The following is a 25,731-nucleotide window of genomic DNA, read 5'->3' on the forward strand; positions in this document are numbered from 1 at the left end:
CGACGCTGGTCGAATGGGGGGAATTCGGCAGCGGCCAGTGGCGCTGGTGGCGGGATTTATCCGTATCTTCGCGGGAGCTATGAAAAAGACAGTCGCTACACCGCGGCAGGAGTCCGCACGAAAGACTCGGGGAATCGCTTATGCGTTGATCTCTTCCGCCACATTCGGACTGATTCCGTTGTTCACCGTTCCGATCTTGTCGGCGGGGACGATGTCCGGGCCGTCGATTTTGTTTTACCGTTTCGGGCTGGCGACGATTTTGATCGGTCTGATCGGAGCGATGCGGGGAAAGAGTTTCCGGATCAACTTCCGGCAGGGGACGAAGCTGGTGGTGCTCGGGTGGTTCTATGCCGCCACGTCGATGTGGCTGTTGGAGTCGTACAGCATGATTCCCAGCGGGGTGGCGACGACGATCCATTTTCTCTATCCGGTGCTGGTGACGCTCATTATGGTGACTTTTTACCACGAACCGAAGTCGATTTGGATTTTCGGAGCGTCGGCGGTCTCGATCGCCGGAGTGGCGCTGCTCAACTGGACGGGCGGCGCGGTCAGCTATGAGGGGATTGCGACGGTGCTGCTCACGGTGGTGACCTATTCGATCTATATTGTCGGGGTCAATAAGTCGGGGATCGGACGGATGGATCCGATTCCGCTGACTTTCTACATCCTGTTGGCGGGGGCGTTGATGTTTGCTACGCATGCCGAGATGACGACGGGAATCGAGCTGGTGCGGGACGGGCGGACGGCGTTCAACCTGCTGGTGCTGGCGCTGGTTTCGACGGTGATTTCCGACCTGACGCTGGTGATGGCGGTGGAGCGGGTGGGGTCGACGATCGTTTCGGTGCTGGGGTCGCTGGAACCGCTGGTGGCTGTCCTGGTGGGTGTCTTCTGGTTTTCGGAGCCGTTCGGGTGGAAAGGTGCGCTGGGGTTGAGTCTGATTATCGGGTCGGTGGTGGTCGTAATCCTCCAAACGGAGAAGAGGCGTAAATAGATTTTGTTTTTCGGTTTGAAAAACGTATTTTTGAGTAAATCTTTCGGATTATGCGTTTCAAGATAGAGTTGCAGATAGACCGGATGTCGGGACGGGTGTTGCCGCTCAATTATCAGTATGAGCTGGCGGCGGCTGTCTACCGGTGTATGAGCCGGTGCGATGCCGAGTATGCGGCTTGGTTGCACGATAATGGTTTCACGGACGACGAGCGGGGTGGCAAGCGGATGAAGCTCTTCTGCTTTTCGAATATCCGGACTCCCCGGTTCGTGGTGGAGGCGGATCGGTTGCATATCGAGGGAGACCGGGCGACGTTTTATCTCTCTTTTCTGCCGGAGCGCAGTACGGCAGCTTTCGTAAAAGGGGCCTTTGCCGATCAGGTGCTGGAGGTGGGCGACCGGGTGTCGAGCGTCGTTTTCCGAGTAGTCGACCTGACGATTCTGCCGCCGCTTTCTCACACGGTGGCTGTGAACGACGAGGGATGGGCCGAAGGGGTGTTCCGTACGTTGTCGCCGGTGTGCGTCTCGCGGAAGAATCCGCAGACGGGACGGGCGGACTACCTCGCTCCGGAGGCAGAGGGGATGGCCGAGGCGTTGCGGAATAACCTCTGTCAGAAATACCGCTTTTTCTACGGCAAGGACTACGAGGGGCCGATGGATTTCGATTTCGAGGTGTGCGGAGCGGTGCGAAAGAAAAGGATTGCGATTAAACGGTTTACGCCGCAGGAGACGGGAGTTGTCGGGTATAACTATGCGTTCCGGTTGAGGTGTTCGCCGGAGTTGCTCGACCTGGCGGGCGATTGCGGGTTGGGCGAAAAGGGATCGTTGGGGTTCGGATTTATCGGTAGAATGTGATTTTTCGAAATATATGGCTATGGAACAGTCGTATTATACGGTGACTTATCGGGGGACGTTCGGTTTTATCAAGCCGTGGTTTGCGGTGCGCGACTCCAGAACGTACAGCCTACAGTTTCTGACGCCGTCGATCGTCGAGGGGATTCGGCAGAAGCTGGAGGTCGGTGCGATTTTGCGTCATAAGCTGACCTATGCGGGCTTCAGCGTGCAGCAGGAGCAGACGCAGCCGCGGGGGTGGGAGCACTTTCCGAAGCAGAAGCGGATGGCGCGGCCGCGGTCGATCCTGAATCGGGGTGTATTGCTGTCGCCGGTTCTGACGCTGGCTTTCGCTTCGGCCGAAGAGGCGGAACGGGCGGCGAGTCAGCATATTTGTCTCTGTCGGAACGAAGATATCCTGTTTCCGGAACGAGAGGTGGGGCTGATGTCGAGTGCGGAGTTCGATGCTTTGCCGGGCTACGAGCTGCGCTTCTGCCGAAAGGGGGAGCGAGGGGTCTCTCCGGTGGGGTTCAACCGTTTCAGCGAGGCGCACGAGATGATGTACGGCCGGCTGGAGGTGGCCGGCAATCCGATACAGATGCCGAAATACGACGCAGATTAGCGGTCGGTGCAACGCGATGGGTGTATATGATCATATCTGGGCGAAAACGCCTCGGGTAGGCGAGGCGCAGGGGTTGCCGCTGGTCGATCATTTGCGACAGACGGCCTTTTGGGCCCGTCGGGTGGCTGCGGCGGTTGGTGTGGATGAAGAGGTGGCCGCGGCGGGAGCGTTGCTACACGATGTGGGAAAGGTGTCGCCGGTGTTCCAACGGCGGCTGCGGGGAACGAGGCCGGAGGGGACGATTTTTCGGCATGAGATTGCTTCGCTGTTCTTTCTGCTGTTGTTGCCCGAGGCGTGGCGGGGCCCGGTGGTCGAGATGGTGGCGGCGCACCATAAATCGGCGAAGAAGGATGTACGGGAGTTGGGGCTGTTGGATTTGGACGACAATGAAAAATCGTTCGAGATACATAGTGCCGGATTCGACACTTGGTGTGCGGAGGCGTGCGGGATTATGCGCGAGGTCGGTCTGATCGGGCCGGAGGCGGCACGGACTCCGTATTCGTTGGAACAGGCTTGGGCGGGATATGAGTTGGCGGTGGCTTATTGTCGGGAGCGGATACGGCGGAAAGAGTGGTCGCTCTGGCGAGGTGTTCTGATGGCTGCCGACGGGATGGCTTCGGCGTTGGCAGAGGGAGGGGCGGCGGATCGGATCGATGCCGAACGGATTTTCCGGGTGCCGGATCTGAGTTATTACGCTTCGCGGCGACACGAGCTTTATCCGCTCTCCCTGATGGATGCGGCGGATGCGAGGCCGCACACGATTGTGACGGCGCCGACGGGGGCGGGCAAAACCGATTTCCTGTTGCGCCGGTGTCGCGGGCGGGTTTTCTACACGCTGCCGTTTCAGGCCTCGATCAATGCGATGTACGATCGGATTCGGCACGATCTGGAGGGGACAGGAGCGGATGTAAGGCTGTTGCACGCCTCGTCGATGCTGAGGAACGAGGGCGGAAGATGGGAGGAAAGGATTCTGCAACGGCATCCGGGGGCGTCGGTCAAAGTGATGACGCCGCACCAGATGGCTGCCGTAGCGTTCGGAGTAAAGGGGTATGAGGCGATGCTGGCCGATTTGCAGGGATGCGACGTGATTCTGGACGAAATTCATACGTATAGCGATACGATTCAGGCGGTTGTGCTGAAGATCGCGGAGGTGTTGCTGTCGGTCGGGTGTCGGGTGCATGTGGGAACGGCGACGATGCCGAGGGCGTTGTACGACCGGATGCTGGCTCTGCTGGGCGGCCCGGAGCGGGTTTGCGAGGTGCGGTTGCCGACGGAGGTGTTGGATACGTTCGACCGTCATCGGGTGTACAAACTGACGAACTGGGAGGCGGCCGGGTCGGTGGTGCGGGAGGCGGTGGAGCGGGGTGAAAAGGTGTTGGCGGTCTGCAACCGGGTGGCGCGGGCGCAGGAACTCTATGACCGGCTGGCGGAGGAGTATGGGACGGAAGTGCCGGTGATGTTGATTCACAGTCGCTTTAAACGGGGTGATCGGGCGGGACTCGAAAAGAGGCTGGTCGGGGAGCTGAACCGGCTGCCGGCGGGCGAGGGTTGTGTCGTGGTGGCCACGCAGGTGGTGGAGGTCAGTCTGGACATCAGTTTCGATGTGATGGTCACCGAGTGTGCACCGCTGGATGCGCTGGTGCAACGTTTCGGACGCATCAACCGGCGGCGGACACCTGAAACGCGGGGGAATTTCCGGCCGGTGTATGTGGTGGCGCCTCCGGACGGGGTGCGGGAGGCGGCGCCTTATGATGCGGAGGTGCTGGAGCGGAGTTTCGACCTGTTGCCGGACGGCGACCTCTTTCGGGAGCGGGATGTGCAGCGGAGGCTGGATGCGCTCTATGAGGCTATACCGGCTCGGGCGGAGGAGTTGGGTCTTCTGGCCGCTTATCGTGACGGACGGTGGCGGATCGGCGGTCTGATCCATCAGGCGAAGTCGGCTTTGTTGGAGGCGTTGGATATCGATTCGGCGGCCTGCATCGTCGAGGGTGATGTCGGGCGGTATCGGACGGCGTCGGCGGCGGAGCGGCTGGCGATGGAGATTCCGGTCTCCGTGCGGACGGTGCGGTATAGCGGTCTGAACCGTTTGCCGGAGTGTGGCAGCGAGCCGTATGTGGTTCCGGATCGGGCTTATTCGCCGGAGGCGGGTTTTTTGCCTGAGTTCGCCCGACCGGAATTCGAGGATGTGACGAATCGTTTTTTGTAGTTTCGGATTATGATAACATCGTATATAGGAGGCCTCTTTCTGGAGGCGTACAACGCCCGCGAGGGGACGGACTACAACGCGGAACGCTTTTTTACGGAGGTGTTCCATCCGTTGTTTTTCGACCACGAGAAGTATATGTTGTGGCCGACCAATTCGCCGTTTGTGCAGGGTGAAAAACCTACATCAATTGCAATACGGATTGAAAAGTTGCGAAAATTGCATGTGGGTATTGCTAAAGCAGGGACATTGGCTGATGCTAGTGTTGCGTTAGGTTTTCCTGCAAAAAGTGTGACGGGCACGACGTCGGGACAAGTGACCGATATGGTGCTGCCGCTGGAGCCGGAGGATTACTACCTTTCGTGGATCGGGGCGGCACTGGGTGTCGGTGTGGCGGGCGGCTGGGCGATTCTGTTCGACCGGCCGGAGATTCTGCTCGCCGTTTTCGACGGGTGGAAATATTACCGGGAGTTGTTGAACGGTGTCTCGCGGGCCGAGGGAAACAAGGCCCTGACGTGGAACGGCTGCTGGGTGCGGCATCGCTTCAGCGAGGATTTCGATCCGGACTATCCGACCGATAATTTCCTGCCTCACGAGAAGGTGGCGGGAGGGGTGTCGGTCGGCTTCGAAACGGAGGGGTGGGCGAATATTCTACAGGAAATTGCTCGCCATTTTCCACAGGAACGGCTGATGGGATACATCTGGAAATCGGGGCAGACCAACGAGACGATCGGATTTATCCCGTTCGAATTGCCAGAGATCGTACGGCCCATCGATTTGTACGTTCGCTTGTTCGGTATCGAGTCGGCCCGGAAGGCGAAAACTCTCTTCGGAACGGCCTGGGGGTTCGAACGGTGCTGCCAGCAGGGGAGCATCGGTATCCGGGCGATGGAGCCGAAGGGGCTGCGGGAGATTATGGAGGGGCGCAAGGCGTTGAAATACAAACCGGACGACGAACAGAACAAGATCACTTTTCAAACCTACTTAACCTGGATACTGGCTATGCTGAATAATGAAGAATTGCGGACTGTTGCCCGTGAACTCGCTGTGGAATTACATACGTATGTGCTCGAAAGCAAGCAGGGAAAAACCGATCGGGGAAATCAGATCGAGAATCTCCTGAAAGCCCGCCATCGGACGGCGTTTAATGATGCGATTCTGCCGGTGGTCGGTGTGCTGGGCGAGCATTCGAAATTATACGAGGTCTACACCCTGATCAACGGGAATATGCCTTCCGATAATGTGCCGTATTTCCTCGGACTGCTGCGGGTCGAGTACGTCGTGTTGTAAAAAAGAGAAACCAATAAAATCCCATAGAACGATGAATCCGTATATCTACCTGCGCGTGCTGCGCCATGCCGACCATACCGTTTTCTGTGTGCAGGACGGTCAGAAGTCTTATTATGATCCGACTTTCGGACGCCGGATGGCCTACTCCAGCGGACAACAGGTGAAACGTTCCGTACTGGAGGCGCTGACCGATGCGCTGGATGCACCGATGGCGCCCATCACGTTCAACTACGAGATCAATAAGGCCGGCAAGATGACCAACAAGGAACCGTGGTCGCCGTGCGATCCGCATTACGTCGATCAGCTGATCGGCGGCTGGATGCGGGCTGCGTCGGAGAACTATACCGTGAAGCGGCGCAGTCCGTTGTCGATTTCGGCCATGCGGCCGCTGCATCCGCTGTTGGGCGGGATGGAGATGGAGACTGAAAATCTGACTTTCGACCGCAGCGACCGGCCGGAAAACCACCCGGTGATCGTCCGGATGGAGGGCCAAAAGGAGCCGATGACTGAGGAACAGATCGACGAATGGTTGAAAGGGAATTGCCGGACGTTGCCCCGTCGTCATTGGATTCCTGACAACCGGCGGGCCAGCGGGCTCTTTGTGTTCGACGTGGCGATCGATTTACGGCGGCTGTTTTGCGTATCGACCAACCCGCACGAACCGGAGCTGACGCCGGAGATGATCGAGACGTTGAAAAACGAGGGGTGGATCGAGAGCGAGAATAGGTTCGGACACTGTCTGGTTCTGCCGAAAGAGAAACGCGAAGAGGTGATTCCGGCCTTGGCGCATGCCTTGTTGAACTGGCGGATCACCTCCAATCAGGCGCGGACGTTCAGCCTGATGGAGACGCTGGCGGTGGCGATCAGCGACAATGCCAATACGCTGGCCGGTGCCATTCGCACCAAACTGATCGATGACGGGGGAGACCGTCCGAAGGCGAAACCGATCGTGGACGGTTCGGCCGGAGCAGATGTGTTCGTCACGTTGCCGGCAGCCGGTTATTTCGCCACCTCGATCGAGAGTGCCGACGCGCTGGCGGCTGCGGAACGCGATCTGACCGAACGGATGCTGGCGTTCGACTACGAGCATCAGAAGTAGGTTTGTTTTTATTTGTTGTCTGATTATTTTGAGTGGCTGGACAAGCGGATCATAGGGTGCGAGCGGGCTTCGGTGGATAATTTCCTATAGTTGTCGTTCGTGTTGTGTGACCTGCTGTGCGGCGGTGTGATGTGTGGTGCCGGGTTCTTTGATATATTGAAAATCAGATAAATATCAAAGTTGTCGATCTCCGTATGTTTTCGCGGGATTGGAGGTCGACAACTTTCTGATGTCAGAAAAATGTTTTTTACACTTCTAATCGTTTGATTTTTAGTGTGCTGATTTGTCGTTTTTCACGGCTCCCAATCTTACAATAGTTGAATTGAAATTCGACATAAACAGAGTTCTGTCGGGCGGGATCACTCTCCCAATCTTACAATAGTTGAATTGAAATAACGGTTGGAGATCGTCGGGCCGGGGGCAGAACTTCTCCCAATCTTACAATAGTTGAATTGAAATGAAGGCGCCGCTTGAAATTGTCTGTGAGGACGAATCTCCCAATCTTACAATAGTTGAATTGAAATGAAAACCCTGTTGACAAAACCCCGGAACCGGCGCTTCTCCCAATCTTACAATAGTTGAATTGAAATAGGATCATTCGTGCCTCGACGGCCTCCCGCGCTTCTCCCAATCTTACAATAGTTGAATTGAAATGATGGTCGACTTGGTTAAAAAGTCGTTCGAGGAGGCTCCCAATCTTACAATAGTTGAATTGAAATTTGTTGTTGCGGTCGGGCGAAAAATCCCGGTGGCCTCCCAATCTTACAATAGTTGAATTGAAATGAAAGCGGCCTTGCGTCAGGCTTTCGAGATCGGGACTCCCAATCTTACAATAGTTGAATTGAAATGAATAGGCGTATTGGGCCGGGATCAGGACATCGCCCTCCCAATCTTACAATAGTTGAATTGAAATGAATAGGCGTATTGGGCCGGGATCAGGACATCGCCCTCCCAATCTTACAATAGTTGAATTGAAATTGGATAACGTCGTTGCACCACTTGGCAACGACCGACTCCCAATCCTACAATAGTTGAATTGAAATCTCGCCACATCAGTGATCAAAATCGCGTAGAGGTCTCCCAATCCTACAATAGTTGAATTGAAATTGTACCCCGACCGCGACGCCACTGGCCACATAAGCCTCCCAATCCTACAATAGTTGAATGGAAATATTGGCAACTATTTGTCGCAGTACTTCGCAAACCTCTGCACAATGCGTAATCGTATAATCGTTGAGTTCGTGATAAAAACAAACGGGGAGACGCCGAAGCAGCTCCCCGTTGCCGGATTTACGGTATGGAAATTCTCCGTTAGAAGTTGAACTGAACCATCATTTGAGCCCGGTTCGCATGCGCTTTAGCGTGATCCGCATTCTTGCGCGTGCCGTAGAGGTATTCCGCGCCGACGCTGAAGGCCGGAGTGATGTGGTAGAACAAGTTACCCACGATGTATTGCGACAACCGATAAGTGTCCGGAGCCTGAGCAAAATAGTTGTTGCGGTTCCATACGCTTACCTGACTGTACGCTGCATTCATCTGCCAGCTCGGGCTGAAATTCACCTGGAAACCCGCCAACCAGCCCATGGCCGGCAAAGTCTGCAAACGGCCGCTCCGCAGCGGATTCGAAACCAAGTCGTAGCCGTTGCCGTTCAGGTCCTGGATGTAGTTTTCGATCCCCTCGCCGTAGACCACCTGTCCGAAAACGTTCGCCGCACGACTCAGCGCGACCCGACCGCTCAGCATGGCCCCCCAGCCCACCTTTGTGATGGTACTCAGGTTCACATTGTCGTAGTAGTTCATCGTACGGATGATCCCCGACGCACGCAAGTGGCTGCGCCCCTGCGCCCAGTTGTACTGGAAGTAGACCGGGAAGTCCGGAACCCGTTGAGGTACGATATAGGCCGCTTCGCCCGGAGTCGTGGCGCTCACGCCCGGCATTTCGGCCGCTACCGCGAATTCCCAGTTCGGGCTGATCTGCAAGTGGTAGCGAACCATCAGATTCCGTTGGTACGTATAGGCATTCGGCCCCTGGAAGTCGATCGTGGTCGGCGCAGCGTCCAGGTCGACGAACGTCGTGGTGCGCTGACCGAACGTCAGGCCTTTGAACGACACATAGGCCTCGCGCAACCGAAGAACGTTGTCTCCGCCGCGGAAGTCCGTTTCGACGTAGGTCTCGATGTTACCCAGCGCCTTGGTGTGTACGATGGTCTTGAAGAAGAGCCGCGAGGTGCTGGCATCCATCCGGAAACGCTGTTTGTTCGACGGCGTCTGGATCATCGGGATGTCGTATGTCACGAAGTCCTTGTTTTGGATCACATTGCTCCAGTCATACGTCGTCCGGAAGCTGACGAAGCCCCCGATCCCGAACACCGCCTTGTTGGCCCGATCCGAGATGATGAAATTCGGGACACCCGATTGTTGGAACCCCGGTTTGACGGTTTGGGCATAGATGTCGATCGCCCGGCCTTTCAGCATCCAGACGTCGTCCGTTTGCGGATCGGCGCCGATGATCCATACCGTGTTGCGTTTGTCGTGGCGGTGCCGTTGCGGATTTTCGCTGGAGGCGGCGGTAGAGGCATCGTCGGCCCAGGCGCCGAGCGATCCGAGCCCGAGAGCTGCGGTGGCCAGTAACATGTAGAAGGTTTTCATAAATAAGATGGTTTAAAAGGGTAAATAATGAAATAGGTGGATATAAAAACCTCCTTGGGCAGGAACAATTTTTGTGCCACAGGCGATGCGACCGGCGGACGGAAGAGGCGTCGGTTCGTTCGCGTTCTATGAGGCGGCGGGTAGGGTTTGTGCCGCGAAATCCCTATTTTTGTTCCCATGAAAACAAAATCGCAACCGGCTTCGGGCCGCATACAGATCGCAGTAGAGGAGGGGAGTACGTTGTTGCCCTTTCTGTTCGCCTATTTTTCGGGCCGGAGCCGGACGACGGTCAAATCCTATCTGGCTCACCGCCAGGTCGCGGTGAACGGGTGTATCACGACTCAGTTCGATACGCCGCTCGCGCCGGGCGATCGGGTGGAGGTCGATTTGGGGCGGGTGCGCGAGGGGATTTCGCATCCGAAGTTACGCATCGTCTACGAGGACGACGACTTGATCGTGGTCGAGAAACGGAACGGCCTGCTCTCGGTGGCGACCGACAAGCAGATTATGCAGACGGCCTACAGCATTCTGAGCGAGCATGTGAAACAGGACGATCCGCGGAACAAGATATTCGTCCTGCACCGTCTGGATCGGGAGACCTCTGGACTGATGATGTTCGCCAAGAGCGAGGAGGTGAAGACCCGGGTACAGAGCAGTTGGACGGAGACGGTCGTGGAGCGGAAATATTATGCGGTGGTCGAGGGGCGGGTGGAGCAGGCCGAGGGGGTGATTTCGACCTACCTGACCGAGAGTAAGGCGATGAAGGTCTATGTGACGAACCGCGAGGAGGGGAAGAAGGCCGATACGGCGTTTCGGGTGTTGAAGTACTCGGCGCGGAACGACGTGACACTGCTGGAGCTGGAACTGGAGACGGGGCGGAAGAATCAGATTCGGGCACACATGGAGTACATCGGTCATCCGATCGTCGGCGATAAGAAGTACGGTTCGCGGCGGGCGTTGATCGGCCGGGTGGCGCTGCATGCGGGGGTGCTGAGCTTCATCCATCCGACCACGGGGAAACGGCATGACTTTTCGACGCCGGTGCCTCGGAAATTCTCGGAACTCTTTTAGCCGGCGGTGGTCGAAAATGAAATCGGCGGGGCGAACCTTTGCAATTCAGGTTCGCCCCGCCGATTTTTTATGCGGAGTGGTCAGCTGTTACTTGAACGTCACCACCAGCGGATGTTCTGCCTTGGCCGTCTCGTTCAGAATCAATTGCGCCATCGCTTCCGAGGTCGGCGCCTCGCGCTTGCTCCATGCCGCCCCCATCCGATAGGTAAACGGCTTGCCCTGCGGAATGACGGTGCTCGCCAAGAGATGTCCCAGCCGGGTCTCTACCTTGATCTCGCAGGGGAAGACCAGACCGATACCCGTATGCCCGTTGTCCGGGGTGTTGTCCGTGTTGAGCGGCTCCCAATAGCCGACCTTCCGGATCGGTTTGTCCAGCAGGTCGATCACCCGGCCGCCCGGCCCGCGCAGCACGACTCCCGCCGCCACCCGCAGTTCATCGAAATCGCCGGTGTACTCTTCCGTAATCCGATTGAAGGGGGTATGAGCGTCGAGCGAAATCGTCCGCCGCTCGGTCACCGTCAAGCTGTCGACCGGGAAAGGCGCATAATCCAGCTGGAAAGTCACCCGTATCGGCCCGTTGTCCAGTACTTTGTAGCCGGTGAAATTGTTGCCTAACCACAGCTTTCCTCCCTCGTACGGCGCCATGGCTCCCGCCCCGAGCGTTCGGCCGACTTTGTAGCAGTCGAGGCCTTCGCCCCGGTCGGTGTGGTAGTCGTAACCCGGCCGATACCACCGGTTGATGACCAAACTGTCGGTGTGTTTCAACCAGATGTCGATCCCGTTGCTGATTTCGCCCGTCCGTTCGAGCGCCGGCCCGTACATCCGGTAGGCGATCCGGTCGTTCTCCCAGGCGAAATCGTCCATCCGCTCCGGCACGAATCGTCCGTACGCCTGTGCCCGAAAGTCTTCCCGCATGCCGCTCTCCAACCGGTAGGTCGTCGAGCTGCGCGGCCCGACCGTCGCCTGGAAAATCAGCGACTGCGGCTCCACGCCGCCGTAATAGAGCACCTGCGACGGCAACTGTTCGCCCTTCGGCCCGATCACCACGATGTCTTCGGGCGTAATCCCCGGCAGCCGTTTCTGCACCTCTTTCCAGTCGAGTTCGACCGTTTCGTCGGTTCGGTTGAGCTTCAGCGGGTTGGCGACCTTCACCTTGACGCCTCCGCAGGAGAGGCAGAGCACGAGGGCGCCCAAAAGCGGGAGTAATTTTTTCATAGGGGTACGTATCTGAAATTTTTCGCGCAATGCGACAGGATTATCCTGACAAATATAACAAAATAAATCGGGGCTTAAAAATCAGGCTGTTTTTGCGGTTCGGGATCAGTGGCTTGTTGCGGTCGGCAGAGGGGGCCGGAGGGAAGAAGAATTTAAATTTCGTATTTTTGTCTTTTCCTGCTCCGGAGTGCCTTCGCGGCGCGGCGGAGGGAGTGAACGGACAACCAAACTCTTTTTAAAAATATGATGAAAAACTTTTTACCGACAGCGGCCGTTCTGGCTGCCGGGAGCCTGCTGTGGGGCGGCCTCTCGTCTGAACCGGCCTCCGCGAAAAACCGGAAAATCGCGCCGGTGATTACCGAAAATGTCGATTTTGCGGCCCGACAGGTCCAACTGATGGTCGACACGATGGATACGTTCAAGGATATCCCGAGTCCCCGGACGTTGAATGAGAAGGGGCAGCTGGCTTTCACCACGCTGGACGACTGGACGAGCGGATTTTTCCCGGGGACGCTGTGGTACCTGTACGAGCTGACGGGAGACAGCAAGTGGCTCAAGCCGGCGGTGCACTATACCGAGGGGATGGAGCGGATCAAATACTACCGGGGGAATCACGACATCGGTTTTATGATCTTCTGTTCGTTCGGCAACGGGCTGCGGCTGACGGAGAAGGAGCCTTACAAAGAGGTGATCGTAACGGCGGCCCGGACGCTGAGCGAGCGGTATCGTCCGGGGGTGGGTGTGATCCAGTCGTGGCCGCAGTGGCGCGGGTGGGACTGCCCGGTGATTATCGACAACATGATGAACCTGGAGCTGCTGTTCGAGGCGACGCGGATGAGCGGCGACTCGTCGTTCTGGAAAATCGCCACCTCGCATGCCGACCAGACGATGAAGCATCACTACCGGCCGGATATGAGCTGCTACCACGTGGTGGACTACGATTCGAAAACCGGCGAGGTGCGCAGCCGGGTGACGGCGCAAGGCTATGCCGACTCATCGGCCTGGGCGCGCGGACAGGCGTGGGGGCTGTACGGCTACACGCTGTGCTACCGCTATACGCACGATCCGAAATACCTGAAACAGGCGGAGGATATCGCGAAGTTCATCTTTACGAACAAGAACCTGCCGGAGGATTTGATTCCCTATTGGGATTACGATGTGCCGAACATCGAGCGGGAGCCGCGCGACGCTTCGGCAGCGGCGGTGACGGCTTCGGCGCTTTATGAGCTCTCGACCTATGTGGGGCGCAAGCAGGGTAAAACGTATAAAAAACTGGCCGACCGGATCGTCGAAACGCTCGGTTCGCCGGCTTATCGGGCCGAATTGGGCGAGAATGGCTATTTCGTCCTGATGCACTCGACGGGCAACAAACCGGGGCCGTCGGAGGTGGATGTGCCGCTGGTCTATGCGGACTATTACTTCCTCGAAGCGCTGAAACGGAAACGGGATTTGGAAAACAAATAATCGCCGAACGGAAATGAAACGGACAAATCGGTTGCTGACGGTGCTGCTGACGGCTCTTTTCGGGGCGGCACCCCTTTCGATGCAGGCGGCGCCGGCGACTAAGGCCAAGCCCGACCTTTTGCAGAAAGCCGCTCGGCGGTACGATATGGATTCCCTCTGCCGGGAGGCGTACCGGCCTTATCCGGGGTATGCGGATCGCAATTTCTGGCAGTCGCTGCCGGAAGAGGTGAAGCGGCAGGCGGTGGCGCAGGCGGAGGCCCGGCTGGACTATGTATGGCGCAGTGTAACGGTCACTTCGTACCTCGATTTCGCCCGCAAGGGGATTCGCCGGCCCAACGACCTGCATATCGCCGAGCGGTATTCGACGCTGGCCGACCTGATGTTCGGCGAGCTGGTCGAGGGCAAGGGACGGTTTCTGGATCAGATCGCCGACGGGGTGTGGTCGCTGTGCGAGCAGAGCACGTGGGTAGCGACGGCGCATATCTACTGGCAGCTGAGCGGGACGGCGGTGCCGGATATCGACCGCCGCACGATCGACCTGAGCGGCGGGATGACGGCCAATACGCTGGCCTGGGCCTACTACTTCTTCAAGGAGGATCTGGGTAAATTGTCGCCCACGATTCCGCAGCGGCTGCGGGCCGAGCTGAACCGCCATACGCTGGATGTCTATCTGAATCGCGACGACATGTTCTGGCTCGGGTTCCGCGAGGGGGCGCAGGTCAATAACTGGAATCCGTGGTGCAATTTCAATGTGCTGACGACGGCATTGCTGGTCGAGGAGAATCCGGAGCGGCGGGCGGCGATCGTGAAGAAGACGATGCGGTCGGTGGATCAGTTCATCAACTTTTTCAAGCCTGACGGAGGGTGCGAAGAGGGGCCTTCGTACTGGACGCATGCGGCGGGGATGATGAACAACTACCTCGAAGTGCTGAAAGGATATTCGCAGGGCAAAATCGACCTGTTCGGCGAGCAGCGGGTGAAAAATATCGGGCTGTATATCGCCAATGCGCATATCGACAGTCTCTATTTCGTCAATTTTGCCGACGCCGAAGCCAAGGCTTCGCCGGGGGCGTCGACGGTGTTCCGTTACGGGCGCAATATCGGCGACAGCACGATGATGCGGTTCGGGTCGTACCTCGGCACGCTGACCGGCTTTGTCGAAAATCCGCTCAGCGGAACGATGGATCAGCGGCTCAAGACGGCGTTTATCTATAAGGATATGTGTGCGGCCCGACCGGTGGCTCCGTTGTATCGGTCGGTCTGGATGGACGGCATCGAGGTGGCGGTGGCGCGAACCGAAGGCGGGAGCGCCGAGGGGTTGACGCTGGCCGCCAAGGGTGGATACAATGCCGAGAGCCATAACCACAACGACGTGGGGAGTTTTATCCTCTATGTGGACGGTCAGCCGGTGATGGTGGACGCCGGGGTGGGAACCTACACAGCGGCGACGTTCGATCACCGGCGCTACACCATCTGGATGATGCAGTCGGAGTTTCACAACCTGCCGGTTGTCAATGGTTTCGGACAGAAGGACGGTGGGAGATACCGTTCGCGGAACGTGAAACATACGGATAACGGCCGGGTGATGAATTTCTCGCTGGATATGGCGGGGGCTTATCCGGCCGAGGCGGCGTGCCGCAGCTGGGTGCGCGACTACCGCTTCGACCGGCGGAGAAATACGGTCACGCTGACCGATACGTATGATTTGTCGGAGGTAGAGGGGCCGGTAGCCTTGAATTTCCTGACCTGCGGGACGGTGGCGTCGGGCCGTGGGGGAGTCGAAATCCAGAGCGGGGACAAGACTTTGCGCATGGCATTCGACCTTTCGAAATATGAACTGACGACCGAGGCGGTTGAGCTGACCGATCCGCGGCTGTCGAACATCTGGGGCGAGTGGTTGACCCGGATTGTCCTGAAGGTCAAAAATCCGAAACGGAAGGATACCTTGCAGGTGACTTTTTTACAGCAATAATAGTGAGAGCATGAAATCGATGAAATGTTTATTGGCGGTCGCGCAGGCCGCGGTATGTATCCTGCCGGACGGCTGGGCGGCCCGGAAAAAACAGGCTGAACTGCCGAAGTCGGATCGCGAAGTGTGGGCCGAGACGGCTTATAAAATCGCTTATCCGGTGTTGTCGAATTTGGCGGCGGGGACGCTGCACGCGAATATGCCGATCGAACAGCGCGGGCCGTCGCATCCGGAGTATGGAGCGTACGGCGACCGGACGAAATACGCCTATCTGGAGGCGTTGGGACGGACGATCTGCGGGATCGCTCCGTGGCTGGAGCTGTCGGTGGATACCACGACCCGGGACGGGAAGATGCGCAAGGAGCTCCTCGACCTCTCTATCCGGGGATTGCGGAATGCGATGGATACGACGTCGGCGGACTACATCAGTTTTGCGGTAGGGTATCAGGCGCTGGTGGATGCGGCGCACTTGGCACAGGGGTTGATGCGTGCGCCGAAAAACCTGTGGGGCGGTCTCGACGAGGCGACCCGGGAGCGCATCGTTTACGAGATGAAACAGACGCGGAAGGTGCGGCCGAATGTGAGTAACTGGCTGATGTTCACGGCGCAGATCGAAGCTTTTCTACGTTCGGTGGGCGAGGAGTACGATCAGGTGCGGGTGGACTATCCGGTGCGGCAGATGAACGCCTGGTATAAGGGCGACGGGGTCTACGGCGACGGCGAGCCGTTCCACTGGGACTACTATAACAGTTTCGTGATCCAGCCGATGCTGATCGACGTGCTGGGGGTGATGGGCGACGGATTTCCGGGGTTGCGCGAACGGGTGCTGAAGCGGGCGGCGCGTTATGCGGAGGTCACCGAGCGGATGATTTCGCCCGAGGGGACGATTCCGCCGCTGGGACGGTCGTTGCAGTATCGGACGGCGGCGTTGCAGGTGCTTTCTCAGATGGCCTTGCAGGATCGTCTGCCGAAGAGCCTCTCGAAAGGGCAGGTGCGGAGCGCGATGACGGCCGTGATCCGGCGGTTTTTCGAGCAGCCGGGGACGTTCGACTCAAACGGCTGGCTGCGGATCGGCTTCTGCGGCGCGCAGCCGGAGATCGGTGAGGCGTACACCTGTACGGGGAGTCTCTATCTCTGTCTGACCGGTTTTCTGGCTTTAGGTTTGCCGGAGGACGATCCGTTCTGGACGGCGCCGGGCGAGCCTTGGACGTCGCGACGGGCCTGGAGCGGCGAACCGTTTCCGCAGGATCACTCCATCGGAGATTGAAAACGGCGCGGGCACCTTCCGGAAGAGGGTGCCCGCGCTGCGTTTATGAGAAGATGGGGTTATCGCTCTTCCCGGATAAAGACTCCTTCGGTCGTGTAATACAGCTCCAGTCCGTTGCCGATCCCGATTTCATAGCCGCCCAACTCTTTCTCGATCTCGTGTACGCGGGCCTCCGGATAGCGTCCGGCCAGGTCGTTGAGAATCGCCTGCGGAACGATCTCGTCGGGTACGATTCCGAACGGGCGGTCGATGTGCTGCCATTCGCCGGCGGCATTGAAATCGATCTCCGTACCGTCGGTCAGACGTACTTCGTAGGAGACGATGCCGTTATCTTTCTCTTGCCGGGTCCGGTTGACGGTCTGATCCGGGAAGTAGTTGCCGATGAATTGGCGGGCCGTTTGCGGCAATTTGTCGAAAGCGATGTTCTTTTCGTCGTCGCAGCTTTGAAGGCCGATCAAGGCGCCGAACAGTAGCAGACAGAGGGTTACGATACGTTTTTTCATGGTGATATGTTTGTTGGTTTTAAAAACACATAGCAAATTTCGGGCCAAAATGCGTATTTTCCAGATTGTCGGTCGATTGAGTCGGAAGGATTTTCAACCGACCGAGCGGTATTCGTTGGGTGTCATGCCGGTCAGCCGTTTGAACATCCGGCTCAGGTGTTGCGGATGCTGGAATCCGAGCTCGTAGGCGATCTGGCTCATCGTCTTGCCGGACGAGAGCAGCAGCTCTTTCACCCGATCGATCAACCTATCCTGGATGTGTTCCGACGCGGTTTTGCCGGTCAGCTTCCGGATCAGGTCGCCGAAATAGTTGGGGGACAAACAAACTTTGTCGGCAAAATACCGGACTGAAGGGAGTCCTTCGTGTTGCGGTGCATCGGTGTCGAAGTATCCGTCCAACAGCTGTTCGAAACGGGCGATTACGTCGTTGTTCACCTCGCTGCGTGTCGCGAACTGGCGGTCGTAGAAGCGCATGCAGTAGTCGAGCAGCACGCCGATGTGAGCCGTGATAAGCCGCCGGCTGTGTTTGTCGAACGGGTGGTCGAGTTCGCGGTCGATTTTCCGCATTGTGTCGAGAATCGTCTGTCGCTCCTCTTCCGAGAGGTGCAGGGCTTCGTTGGCGGCGTACGAGAAGAAGGAGTACCGCGTGATCTCCTGTCCGAGCGCGGTGCCGCGAATCAGGTCGGGGTGAAAAAGCAAGCCGTAAGCCGAGGGGCGTGCTCCCGGTATGCGGGTCACTTCGGCTACCTGTCCCGGCGCGAAGCAGATGATCGTGCCGTCCTGATAATCATAGGTTTGTCGCCCGTATTGGATGTTCCCGCACTTTACCTGTTTCAGGAAAAGGGCGTAGATGCCGTAGCTGAATCGGAGGGGATCGGGCCATTGCGTGGCTTGCGAGAGATCGACCACCGACACCAACGGATGCCGTGTCTTCAGACCGAAACATTGGTTGTAGGCCTCTATCGTGTCGATTTTCGTCGTCTCTTTCATGGTGTTCCGGATGGATTCCCTCAAAATTAACACGAATTTCTGATATGCTGTGGTGCGAAACCGGAATCGGGGTAAGAGGAACCGGATTTCGGATAAAAACGCGGGGGAAACAAGTGGGTAATTTTGCCTGTCGTGAAAACACAGCAGGGAATGAAAAGGAGAATCTTCAAGGCGCTGATAATCGCATGCGCCGCAAACAGTTCAATCGTTATGGCACAGGAAAGAATTACGCAAACTGCCGGACATACCCAATTGGGGGAGTTCGCACCCAAATTCGCGGAGCTCAACGACGATGTTCTCTTCGGGGAAGTATGGAATCGACCGGGACTCAGCCCGCACGACCGCAGTCTGGCGACGGTGGCGGCGCTGGTCGGTAAAGGGGTGATCGATTCGTCGCTGGAGCATCACCTGCGGTTCGCTAAGGCGAACGGTGTTACGCGTACCGAAATCTCGGAGATGCTGACACACATCGCTTTTTATGCCGGATGGCCCAACGCCTGGGGAGCGTTCCGGCTCGCTAAGGAGGTCTGGGCCGACGCAACGGCCGACGAAGATGCCAAGGCAGCCTTCCAACGCGAAATGATCTTTCCGATCGGCGAACCGAACACGGCCTATGCGCAGTATTTCACGGGTAATAGCTACCTCGCCCGCATTTCAACCGACCGGATTCCGTTTGCGAATGTGACTTTCGAGCCGCGTTGCCGCAACAATTGGCACATCCATCGCGCTTCCGAGGGCGGCGGGCAGATGCTCATTGGCGTGGCCGGACGGGGATGGTATCAGGAGGAGGGAAAACCTGCCGTAGAGATTCTTCCCGGCACGGTCGTTCACATTCCGGCAGGTGTGAAACATTGGCACGGAGCGGCGGCCGACAGTTGGTTCGCGCATCTGGCTTTCGAGATTCCCGGCGAGAATCTCTCCAACGAGTGGCTCGAACCGGTAACCGATGCGGAGTATGATCGAATCGAACGGACGAAATAATAGGATGAAACGATTTATTTTAACTTTAATCAGCTTTTTTGTTATGACGGTTGTCGGACACAATGCGGCGGGAAAGACGCTCGTCGTTTATTTCTCGGCTACGGGCACGACGGCCCGCGCGGCACAACGGATCGCCTGGGAGAGGGATGCCGATCTGTATGAGATTCGGCCTGCAAAGGCCTATACGTCGGCCGATCTGGACTGGCGGAATGCGCGGTCGCGCAGCTCGGTGGAGATGAACGATCCGAAGGCGAGACCGGCTATCGCGCTCCCTGCGGTTGACGTGGCGGAGTATGAGGTGATTTATCTCGGTTATCCGATTTGGTGGGATATGGCGCCGCGGGTGGTCGAGACGTTTATCGAGAGCCACGATTTGAACGGCAAAACGATTATTCCGTTCGCCACGTCGGGGAGCAGCGGGATCGCCAACAGTGTCTCGGTGTTGCGGAAGAGGTATCCCGGTTTGAATTGGCAGGCGGGACGGCTGATGAATCGCTGACCGCTTCCGTCTCTGTCCGAATGGCGGGTAAAAACACGAGGGGGAGTCCATCGATGGACGCCCCCTCCCGTATCGCAATGTCTTGGATGTACCAAGGTGTCAAATAGGCACTGTTCTAATCAACCGGTTGGCCGGTCTTGCCGACCACTTCCACGCTCCGGCGGATAAACTTCGTCAGCGCCTCTCCCTTCAGCATCCCGTTGGCCAGCAGAGCCAGATCGACCAGCTGCCCGACGATCATATTCTGAGAACCGGCATTCCGCAAAATCTCCTTGCGTTGTCCCTCGATCTCGCCGATTTTGGTTTCGATCGAAGCCCGCTTGTCTTTTTCCTCCTGCGAAATCTCCTCCTCTTTCTTGTCTTTGAGCAGTGCATTCAGAGCGGTCTTTTCTTCCTCCGCCGCCTGGAGGTTCTTGTCCAGCGGGGCCAAAGCCTCGCCGGTCGCATTCTGCGTCTCGCCCAGCACCTCGATCACCAGCGGATGGTTGCCGTTCACCACGACGTTATAGCTGTCCGGCAGCTCGCCGTAGAAGCTGTACATACCGCCGCCGATTTTCGACATGTCTTTCATCCGGCGCATGAATTCGCCCTGAGTAATGACGATCGGCGCGGCAGCCGGATCCATCGCCTCGAATTGAACGTTGAAGTGGCTCTTTTCGTCGGTCGGCAGCTGCGATTCGAAGACCGGCGTCAGCAACTGCTGTTGAGCTGTCGTCAGCGCCATCGCCAACTGCTCCTCCTTCTCGATCAGTTTTTCGACCGTGTCGGCATCGACGCGCGTAAATCGCCAGTCGCTGTGTTTGTTTTCGAGGAAACCGATGAAGTGCGCCTCCAACGGACTGTCCATCACCAGCACGTCGTACCCCTTGCCCTGCGCCGCCTCGATAAAGCTGTGCTGCGCCACCGGATCGTTGCTGTACAGGTGGACGATCTTGCCGTTCTTGTCCGTCTGGCTGCCCTTGATGACCTCGGCATACTCGTCGAGCGTGAAATATTTCCCCTCCGTATTCTTCAGCAGGGTGAACTCTCCGGCCCGTTCGCCGAATTTCTCTTCGCTGACGATCCCGTACTGGATGAAGAGCTTCAGGTCGTCCCACTTCGCCTCGTAGTCCTGCCGCCCGTTTTTGAACAGGTCGGCCAGCCGGTCGGCCACCTTTTTGGTGATGTAACCCGAGATTTTCTTCACGTTGCTGTCGCTCTGCAAGTAGCTCCGCGACACGTTGAGCGGAATGTCCGGCGAGTCGATCACCCCGTGCAGCAGGGTGAGGAAGTCCGGCACGATCCCCTCCACCGAGTCGGTCACATAGACCTGGTTCGAGTAGAGCTGGATCTTGTTCTTCTGCACCTCGAAGTTGTTCTTGATCTTCGGGAAGTAGAGAATCCCGGTCAGGTTGAAGGGATAATCGACATTCAGGTGGATGTGGAACAGCGGGTCTTCCGCCATCGGATAGAGCTTGCGGTAGAATTCGTCGTACTGCTCCGCCGTAATCTCCGTCGGTTTCTGCATCCACAGCGGATGGGTGTCGTTGATGATGTTGTCCCGATCCGTGTCGACCTGTTTACCATCCTTCCACTCCTGCACCTTGCCGAAAGCGATCGGCACCGGCAGGAACGAGCAATATTTCTTCAGCAATGCTTCGATCCGGGCCCGTTCGGCGAATTCGCTGCTGTCGTCGGAGAGGTAGAGTACGATCTCCGTCCCTCGCTCCGCCTTTTCGGCCGGTTCGAGCGTATAGTTCGGCGTGCCGTCGCACGTCCACTTCACCGCCTGTGCCCCCTCCTTGTACGATTTGGTGATGACCTCGACCTTCGACGCCACCATAAAAGCGGAGTAGAATCCCAGACCGAAATGTCCGATAATCCCGCTCTGGTTTTCGTACTTCTTCATGAACTCTTCGGCCCCCGAGAAGGCGATCTGGTTGATGTATTTGTCGACCTCCTCTTCGGTCATCCCGATCCCGTGATCCGAGACGGTCAGTTTTTTGCCCTTGTCGTCCAACTCCACACGGATCGTCAGGTCGCCCAACTCGCCGTTGAACTCGCCCATCGAGCTCAGTGCCTTGAGTTTGGTCGTCGCGTCGACGGCATTGGAAATCAGCTCGCGCAGGAAGATCTCGTGATCGGAATAGAGAAATTTTTTGATAATCGGAAAAATGTTCTCGGTCGTCACACCGATTTTACCTTGTTGCATATCGTGATATTGGTTTTTGATTACGAATCCTTTGAAAATCGCCGTCCGGCTTCGTACAACTCTTGTGCCAAGCCCCGAAATGGCAGGCCCGTCGGACAAACTGTCAGGCCGGGTGTCATCCCACGACCCGTTCGCCCGCCTCGATCCGTTCCACCCACGGTCGAATCCCGGCCCAGGTCTCGGCCGGCAGATCGGCTCCGATCACCTCGATACTTTTGCTCGACACCACCGCGCCCAGCTCGCCGCACTGCCGGAGCGACAGACCGCGCGTCCAACCGTGCAGAAAAGCAGCGGCATAGAGATCCCCGGCCCCGGTCTTATCCACCGGGTGTGCCTCGATGATGCCGATCCGGCAGCGTTCCGATCCCCGGGCGATCCACGACCCTTCGGGCCCGACTTTGACCACGACCGTTCCACACCGTCCTGCCAGCTGTTCGAGCGCCTGCTCCGGCACGTCGGTGTCGGTCAGCGCAGCCGCCTCGTCCTCGTTGGCAAACAACAGGTCGACATACCGATCGATCAGCCGGTCGGCAAACTGCCGGAACTCCCGAATCACGGTAAAGCTGGCGGCATCCAACGCCACGAGGAGTCCCGCCTCGTGCGCTGCTTGCATGGCGGGTTCGATCACGTCGGGCGAGTTGAGCAGATAGCCTTCGACAAAAAAGACTTCCCGACCCTGTAAATATTGACTTGCCAGATGTCGGGTGTCGACCTCCAGCGCCGCTCCCAGGTAGGTCAGCATGGTGCGTTCGCCGTCCGGCAGAATCAGCGAAATGCACTTTCCGGAAGGAGTCCCCTCGGAAACGCCGACAAGCGATTCGACCCCCTTTGCCTGCTGGCATCGACAGAAAGCCTCACCGGTCGCATCGCGACCGACATGGCCGATAAAAGCGCTCCGCGACCCGAGCATAGCCGCTCCGGCCACCATATTCGCGGCCGAACCGCCCGCCGCCAGTTTCCTCGGCAACGAAGCGATCCGCTCCATCAGGCGGTGATGCTGTTTGTTGTCGATCAGATACATACCGCCCCGTTCGACGCCGAGGTCGTGCAGGATGGTTTCGTCGGGAATCTGAACCAGGATGTCGGTCAGCGCGTTCCCCATGCCTATAATTGCCATTCAGGTAAAAAGTTACGGTTTTTCGAAGTGCATACGGTCTTTCACGGAGGCCCACCTGCCGCCCCATTGCCATCCGAGCCGGCGAAAGAGCCGCACGACCGCCGATGTGTCGCTCAGTGTCCCGGGTGTCTTCAAATCATAGTCTCCTCCGGCCGGAATGATTCGTCCGTTGCGCAGCAGGGCGGGGTTCTGGTAGGGATTGATATCAATCGCCCGGCCGTAGGAGTGGGCGGAGAGCTGCCGGGTTTTGAACGTGGCTTTGGGTCGGTAATGAAATCCGTATGTGTTGTTCAGGGTGTCCATCGAGGTGCCGTTGTTCGGTCGGTCGAAGCGGACGGGGATAACGCTTTCGACAGGAAAGCGGGAGGCTTTCACGGTTCGGAAAATCTGCCGCACGTCATCGACAAGTTCTCTGTGTACGACGATCTGCCCGCGGTGCAATCGCCGGTCGAACGAATAGTATTCGACGTCTACCAACGCGAGTGTCTGGCGAATACTATCCGGTGCTGTCGTACCGGCCAGCGCCTGGTCGAGGGTCTGTCGCGAATCGACGATCACGCTGTCGGCCGGTTCGGCCACGGTGCAGGTCAGGGCTAGCAGCACGGCAAGCAACATGGTTCTAAGCAAAAACGGGTTAAGGAGGATTTTTCGGTTAAAGATAGAGTTTTTTCGCGGTGCGAGCGATTTTAATTTTTGATAATTGCGAAAATGGTGTACTTTTGTGGTCGGTTTATGAGCGGGGTGTAGCTCAGCCCGGTTAGAGTACTCGTCTGGGGGGCGAGTGGTCGCAAGTTCGAATCTTGTCACCCCGACAATTGATTTTCAGTCATTTGGATGTACTTTCAAGTGGCTGATTTTCTTTTTGGGGGAACACAAAGCTGGCGGATAGGTGTTGTCAATACCTCTCTGCAAGGTTAGAAAAACGCCTCAATAATCAATCCGACGTGTGTCTATTATTACTATGATAAGGGGCTTTGGAGGCCCATTATTTTATGGAAAGACGCCGTGCTGTGTGATTGGATAGTTGGATAGCTTGTACTATGATTGATCTTAACTTGGTATAAATATGTGCTGGTATCCACAAGGCGATTTAAGTTTGTCCGTAAACATTTGCTGCTGTGCATCATATTTACAGTAGTGTCTGTGTCTCTATTGTTGGTGATTATATTCGGATAGTTTACAACACTATAAACGTAGAACAGCCATGTATTTCACATGGCTGTTCTTATTTGCAAGGATACTTTTATGTCAATATCTCTGCAAATGTAAGGATAATCACAAACAGGGTATTTTTCTTTTGTTTTTGGCCGCTTTCCTAATGCCATATATCTATACCATAGATGCCTTGGCTATTACGCTAGGTTGGAATAGTAATAATTATCTATCCTTGTTTTATTATATTATGTTCAGTCCTATAGACATTTGCTACATTCATGTATATAGTTGTGTCCGATTAATAGAGGCACCAGAATGACAATCCAATAGCTTTTGAGCAAAATCAATAGAATTATTTGGTTGAAAAATATGACTGTGAAAAGTAATGGTTTAAGCCATTTCGTTTGCTATATCTCATTAATGGCATTTTCATGGTTCTTCATTCTCTTAATACTATCACTACGTTTGCGCTCATTTTCAAGTCGCAATTGCCGAGCATTCTCCCTTTTAACGGAATCGTCATATGCCTTTTGTTGCTCTTCCCTTAGTCTTATCTGCGATGAAAGATTTGCAGTAGCTTTCTTTATAAATGAAGAGTATAAATAAACAATGCCCTTTTCTGAAAGGTATACAACTCCATCTGCAAAAGTCCATTGATAACTAATTGCTTTTTCATCAGGTATATAATACGTGCCAGCCTTAGGAAACAGCTTTTCGATTTCAGGCTCTCCATATTTTGCTGTATAAAGGTTTACAAGCTTGGCATAATAGTCATCCGACCATGTTCCGCCATAAATGTTAGCATTTACGGTTATGGCAAAGACCCTGTTATTTGCAGCTATTATCCTATAAAATACCTTATTATTATCCAAACTAGTGGAGCTTTCATAGCACTCTGTTTTATATTGAATGTAGGTATCCTCAGTATGGGGCTTTGAGTTATCATAGGTATTTCCTGTCAAAATAGAAATTGGTAGAGGCTCTGTCTCTTTGATTGTAAAATAAAAGTTAGATATGCTGCTGTTGCCAATTTCGTCTGCATTAACAATCTCACCAACGATAGTAGATGAGTCGTTTGAGAAATCCTCGTTGTCCTCATTTTCAAGGGAAGACGCATGTCCTATTGCTGTATCTAATGAAATACCAAGACCTATCCCCTTAAATGATAGTGATTTTATAATTTTGCATCTTTCATCCACAAGATGGGAATTTTTATTCAACAATGAATTTTTATCAGCCTTTAACATTTGTTGGTTTTCCATATAATCACGCTCCTGTGAGTATCTTTGTCGATAAGGACTAACTATTATCCACCAATAACCAATCGTAATTATAGCCACAATAACAATTACAGGCTTTTTGCGAAATTGAAAACGAGGTTGTGTGAAGCTATATTTTTCTGAATATAAGCCTAAGCCACAACTAAATACACTAAACAAAAGAATAATAATTAGGGAAATCCCCCCAATGCCAGGAGCTTCAATTTTTCTTTCAGCCCCCCATATATCATTCATCCAATTATATTGGGTGTAGGCATTAACCGGGTGAAAATCTGTAATAAAATACTTACTAAGTTTGTATCTTATAGAACTGCTACATAAGAAAAGTGGTACTAAATCATTTATAAA

General features: G+C 55.9%; 20 protein-coding genes, 1 tRNA gene and 1 CRISPR repeat array. Of the genes, 13 read left to right on the top strand and 8 right to left on the bottom strand.

The genetic code is table 11. The features are described 5' to 3' along the window. Positions 1 to 13 precede the first annotated feature (13 nt). The 6 genes from ACTO3O_RS01675 to ACTO3O_RS01700 are packed head-to-tail and all read left to right on the top strand — an operon-like array spanning position 14 to position 7,032. Positions 14 to 991: a DMT family transporter gene (locus ACTO3O_RS01675; RefSeq protein WP_298080510.1), complete on the top strand. Its 978-nt coding sequence runs from the start codon at positions 14 to 16 to the stop codon at positions 989 to 991. A gap of 50 nt (positions 992 to 1,041) precedes the next feature. Next, complete coding sequence (gene cas6 / locus ACTO3O_RS01680; protein ID WP_297829630.1) at positions 1,042 to 1,842, top strand: CRISPR-associated endoribonuclease Cas6; 801 nt, start codon at positions 1,042 to 1,044, stop codon at positions 1,840 to 1,842. Between the two features lie 13 nt (positions 1,843 to 1,855). Then, on the top strand, positions 1,856 to 2,440 hold the full coding sequence (locus tag ACTO3O_RS01685) for a hypothetical protein (protein WP_298080513.1): 585 nt from the start codon (positions 1,856 to 1,858) through the stop codon (positions 2,438 to 2,440). A 16-nt stretch (positions 2,441 to 2,456) separates the two neighbouring features. Continuing rightward, a complete protein-coding gene (cas3, locus tag ACTO3O_RS01690; RefSeq protein ID WP_297829624.1) occupies positions 2,457 to 4,646 on the top strand; it encodes a CRISPR-associated helicase Cas3' in 2,190 nt (729 codons plus the stop codon). Positions 4,647 to 4,655: 9 nt separating this feature from the next. Next, positions 4,656 to 5,933, top strand: a complete 1,278-nt coding sequence (locus ACTO3O_RS01695) for a hypothetical protein (protein ID WP_297829621.1) — start codon at positions 4,656 to 4,658, stop codon at positions 5,931 to 5,933. A 31-nt stretch (positions 5,934 to 5,964) separates the two neighbouring features. Beyond that, positions 5,965 to 7,032 (top strand): CRISPR-associated protein Cas7, encoded by a 1,068-nt coding sequence (locus ACTO3O_RS01700; RefSeq protein WP_297829618.1) that lies wholly within the window; start codon positions 5,965 to 5,967, stop codon positions 7,030 to 7,032. 299 nt (positions 7,033 to 7,331) lie between these two features. Further along, positions 7,332 to 8,204: a CRISPR direct-repeat array (repeat unit 30 nt; unit sequence CTCCCAATCTTACAATAGTTGAATTGAAAT). A 139-nt stretch (positions 8,205 to 8,343) separates the two neighbouring features. Here the strand turns inward: ACTO3O_RS01700 and ACTO3O_RS01705 are convergent. Beyond that, a complete protein-coding gene (locus ACTO3O_RS01705) occupies positions 8,344 to 9,681 on the bottom strand; it encodes a DcaP family trimeric outer membrane transporter (RefSeq protein ID WP_297829615.1) in 1,338 nt (445 codons plus the stop codon). A gap of 177 nt (positions 9,682 to 9,858) precedes the next feature. On the opposite strand from ACTO3O_RS01705, the gene ACTO3O_RS01710 reads away from it, so the two are divergent. Further along, entirely contained in the window at positions 9,859 to 10,752 is an 894-nt protein-coding gene (locus tag ACTO3O_RS01710; RefSeq protein ID WP_297829612.1) for an RluA family pseudouridine synthase, read from the top strand. A gap of 87 nt (positions 10,753 to 10,839) precedes the next feature. Here ACTO3O_RS01710 and ACTO3O_RS01715 read toward each other — a convergent pair whose 3' ends face one another. Further along, a complete protein-coding gene (locus tag ACTO3O_RS01715; protein ID WP_297829609.1) occupies positions 10,840 to 11,967 on the bottom strand; it encodes a BT3233 family polysaccharide utilization protein in 1,128 nt (375 codons plus the stop codon). A 246-nt stretch (positions 11,968 to 12,213) separates the two neighbouring features. Between ACTO3O_RS01715 and ACTO3O_RS01720 the strand changes: the two genes are divergently transcribed. The 3 genes from ACTO3O_RS01720 to ACTO3O_RS01730 are packed head-to-tail and all read left to right on the top strand — an operon-like array spanning position 12,214 to position 16,667. Beyond that, positions 12,214 to 13,431 (top strand): glycoside hydrolase family 88 protein, encoded by a 1,218-nt coding sequence (locus ACTO3O_RS01720; protein ID WP_482596385.1) that lies wholly within the window; start codon positions 12,214 to 12,216, stop codon positions 13,429 to 13,431. A gap of 13 nt (positions 13,432 to 13,444) precedes the next feature. Continuing rightward, complete coding sequence (locus tag ACTO3O_RS01725; RefSeq protein WP_297829604.1) at positions 13,445 to 15,403, top strand: heparinase II/III domain-containing protein; 1,959 nt, start codon at positions 13,445 to 13,447, stop codon at positions 15,401 to 15,403. Between the two features lie 19 nt (positions 15,404 to 15,422). Then, positions 15,423 to 16,667, top strand: coding sequence for a DUF2264 domain-containing protein (locus tag ACTO3O_RS01730; RefSeq protein ID WP_482596382.1), 1,245 nt, complete (start codon positions 15,423 to 15,425; stop codon positions 16,665 to 16,667). A gap of 59 nt (positions 16,668 to 16,726) precedes the next feature. On the opposite strand, the gene ACTO3O_RS01735 is transcribed toward ACTO3O_RS01730, so the two are convergent. Then, positions 16,727 to 17,170 carry a PepSY-like domain-containing protein gene (locus ACTO3O_RS01735; RefSeq protein WP_297628443.1) on the bottom strand — a complete coding sequence of 148 codons (444 nt, stop codon included), beginning with the start codon at positions 17,168 to 17,170 and terminating at the stop codon, positions 16,727 to 16,729. 93 nt (positions 17,171 to 17,263) lie between these two features. Next, the gene (locus tag ACTO3O_RS01740) at positions 17,264 to 18,160 is read right to left on the bottom strand and encodes a helix-turn-helix domain-containing protein (RefSeq protein WP_297829682.1); all 897 of its coding nucleotides are present in this window, start codon (positions 18,158 to 18,160) and stop codon (positions 17,264 to 17,266) included. A gap of 210 nt (positions 18,161 to 18,370) precedes the next feature. On the opposite strand from ACTO3O_RS01740, the gene ACTO3O_RS01745 reads away from it, so the two are divergent. Continuing rightward, the gene (locus ACTO3O_RS01745; protein ID WP_297829599.1) at positions 18,371 to 19,141 is read left to right on the top strand and encodes a carboxymuconolactone decarboxylase family protein; all 771 of its coding nucleotides are present in this window, start codon (positions 18,371 to 18,373) and stop codon (positions 19,139 to 19,141) included. Between the two features lie 4 nt (positions 19,142 to 19,145). Beyond that, the gene (locus ACTO3O_RS01750) at positions 19,146 to 19,640 is read left to right on the top strand and encodes a flavodoxin (RefSeq protein WP_297829597.1); all 495 of its coding nucleotides are present in this window, start codon (positions 19,146 to 19,148) and stop codon (positions 19,638 to 19,640) included. 115 nt (positions 19,641 to 19,755) lie between these two features. Here the strand turns inward: ACTO3O_RS01750 and htpG are convergent, their stop codons facing one another. The 3 genes from htpG to ACTO3O_RS01765 all read right to left on the bottom strand — a co-directional run bounded on the left by htpG (position 19,756) and on the right by ACTO3O_RS01765 (position 23,575). Further along, the gene (gene htpG, locus ACTO3O_RS01755) at positions 19,756 to 21,831 is read right to left on the bottom strand and encodes a molecular chaperone HtpG (protein WP_297829594.1); all 2,076 of its coding nucleotides are present in this window, start codon (positions 21,829 to 21,831) and stop codon (positions 19,756 to 19,758) included. 115 nt (positions 21,832 to 21,946) lie between these two features. Beyond that, a complete protein-coding gene (locus ACTO3O_RS01760) occupies positions 21,947 to 22,948 on the bottom strand; it encodes an adenosine kinase (RefSeq protein WP_297829591.1) in 1,002 nt (333 codons plus the stop codon). Positions 22,949 to 22,960: 12 nt separating this feature from the next. After that, positions 22,961 to 23,575 carry a M15 family metallopeptidase gene (locus ACTO3O_RS01765; protein ID WP_297829589.1) on the bottom strand — a complete coding sequence of 205 codons (615 nt, stop codon included), beginning with the start codon at positions 23,573 to 23,575 and terminating at the stop codon, positions 22,961 to 22,963. 110 nt (positions 23,576 to 23,685) lie between these two features. On the opposite strand from ACTO3O_RS01765, the gene ACTO3O_RS01770 reads away from it, so the two are divergent. After that, a tRNA-Pro gene (locus ACTO3O_RS01770) sits at positions 23,686 to 23,760 on the top strand. A 750-nt stretch (positions 23,761 to 24,510) separates the two neighbouring features. Here the strand turns inward: ACTO3O_RS01770 and ACTO3O_RS01775 are convergent. Beyond that, the coding region (locus ACTO3O_RS01775) for a hypothetical protein (protein WP_482596384.1) at positions 24,511 to 25,731 on the bottom strand (1,221 nt) is incomplete at its 5' end.

The sequence above is a fragment of the Rikenella sp. genome (genome assembly GCF_056799795.1).

Bases quoted from the DNA above. Each gene is read 5' to 3' on its own strand.
- ACTO3O_RS01675 (WP_298080510.1), top strand. From the start codon at position 14: ATGGGGGGAATTCGGCAGCGGCCAGTGGCGCTGGTGGCGGGATTTATC.
- cas6 (WP_297829630.1), top strand. From the start codon at position 1,042: ATGCGTTTCAAGATAGAGTTGCAGATAGACCGGATGTCGGGACGGGTG.
- ACTO3O_RS01685 (WP_298080513.1), top strand. From the start codon at position 1,856: ATGGCTATGGAACAGTCGTATTATACGGTGACTTATCGGGGGACGTTC.
- cas3 (WP_297829624.1), top strand. From the start codon at position 2,457: ATGGGTGTATATGATCATATCTGGGCGAAAACGCCTCGGGTAGGCGAG.
- ACTO3O_RS01695 (WP_297829621.1), top strand. From the start codon at position 4,656: ATGATAACATCGTATATAGGAGGCCTCTTTCTGGAGGCGTACAACGCC.
- ACTO3O_RS01700 (WP_297829618.1), top strand. From the start codon at position 5,965: ATGAATCCGTATATCTACCTGCGCGTGCTGCGCCATGCCGACCATACC.
- ACTO3O_RS01705 (WP_297829615.1), bottom strand. From the start codon at position 9,681: ATGAAAACCTTCTACATGTTACTGGCCACCGCAGCTCTCGGGCTCGGA.
- ACTO3O_RS01710 (WP_297829612.1), top strand. From the start codon at position 9,859: ATGAAAACAAAATCGCAACCGGCTTCGGGCCGCATACAGATCGCAGTA.
- ACTO3O_RS01715 (WP_297829609.1), bottom strand. From the start codon at position 11,967: ATGAAAAAATTACTCCCGCTTTTGGGCGCCCTCGTGCTCTGCCTCTCC.
- ACTO3O_RS01720 (WP_482596385.1), top strand. From the start codon at position 12,214: ATGAAAAACTTTTTACCGACAGCGGCCGTTCTGGCTGCCGGGAGCCTG.
- ACTO3O_RS01725 (WP_297829604.1), top strand. From the start codon at position 13,445: ATGAAACGGACAAATCGGTTGCTGACGGTGCTGCTGACGGCTCTTTTC.
- ACTO3O_RS01730 (WP_482596382.1), top strand. From the start codon at position 15,423: ATGAAATGTTTATTGGCGGTCGCGCAGGCCGCGGTATGTATCCTGCCG.
- ACTO3O_RS01735 (WP_297628443.1), bottom strand. From the start codon at position 17,170: ATGAAAAAACGTATCGTAACCCTCTGTCTGCTACTGTTCGGCGCCTTG.
- ACTO3O_RS01740 (WP_297829682.1), bottom strand. From the start codon at position 18,160: ATGAAAGAGACGACGAAAATCGACACGATAGAGGCCTACAACCAATGT.
- ACTO3O_RS01745 (WP_297829599.1), top strand. From the start codon at position 18,371: ATGGCACAGGAAAGAATTACGCAAACTGCCGGACATACCCAATTGGGG.
- ACTO3O_RS01750 (WP_297829597.1), top strand. From the start codon at position 19,146: ATGAAACGATTTATTTTAACTTTAATCAGCTTTTTTGTTATGACGGTT.
- htpG (WP_297829594.1), bottom strand. From the start codon at position 21,831: ATGCAACAAGGTAAAATCGGTGTGACGACCGAGAACATTTTTCCGATT.
- ACTO3O_RS01760 (WP_297829591.1), bottom strand. From the start codon at position 22,948: ATGGCAATTATAGGCATGGGGAACGCGCTGACCGACATCCTGGTTCAG.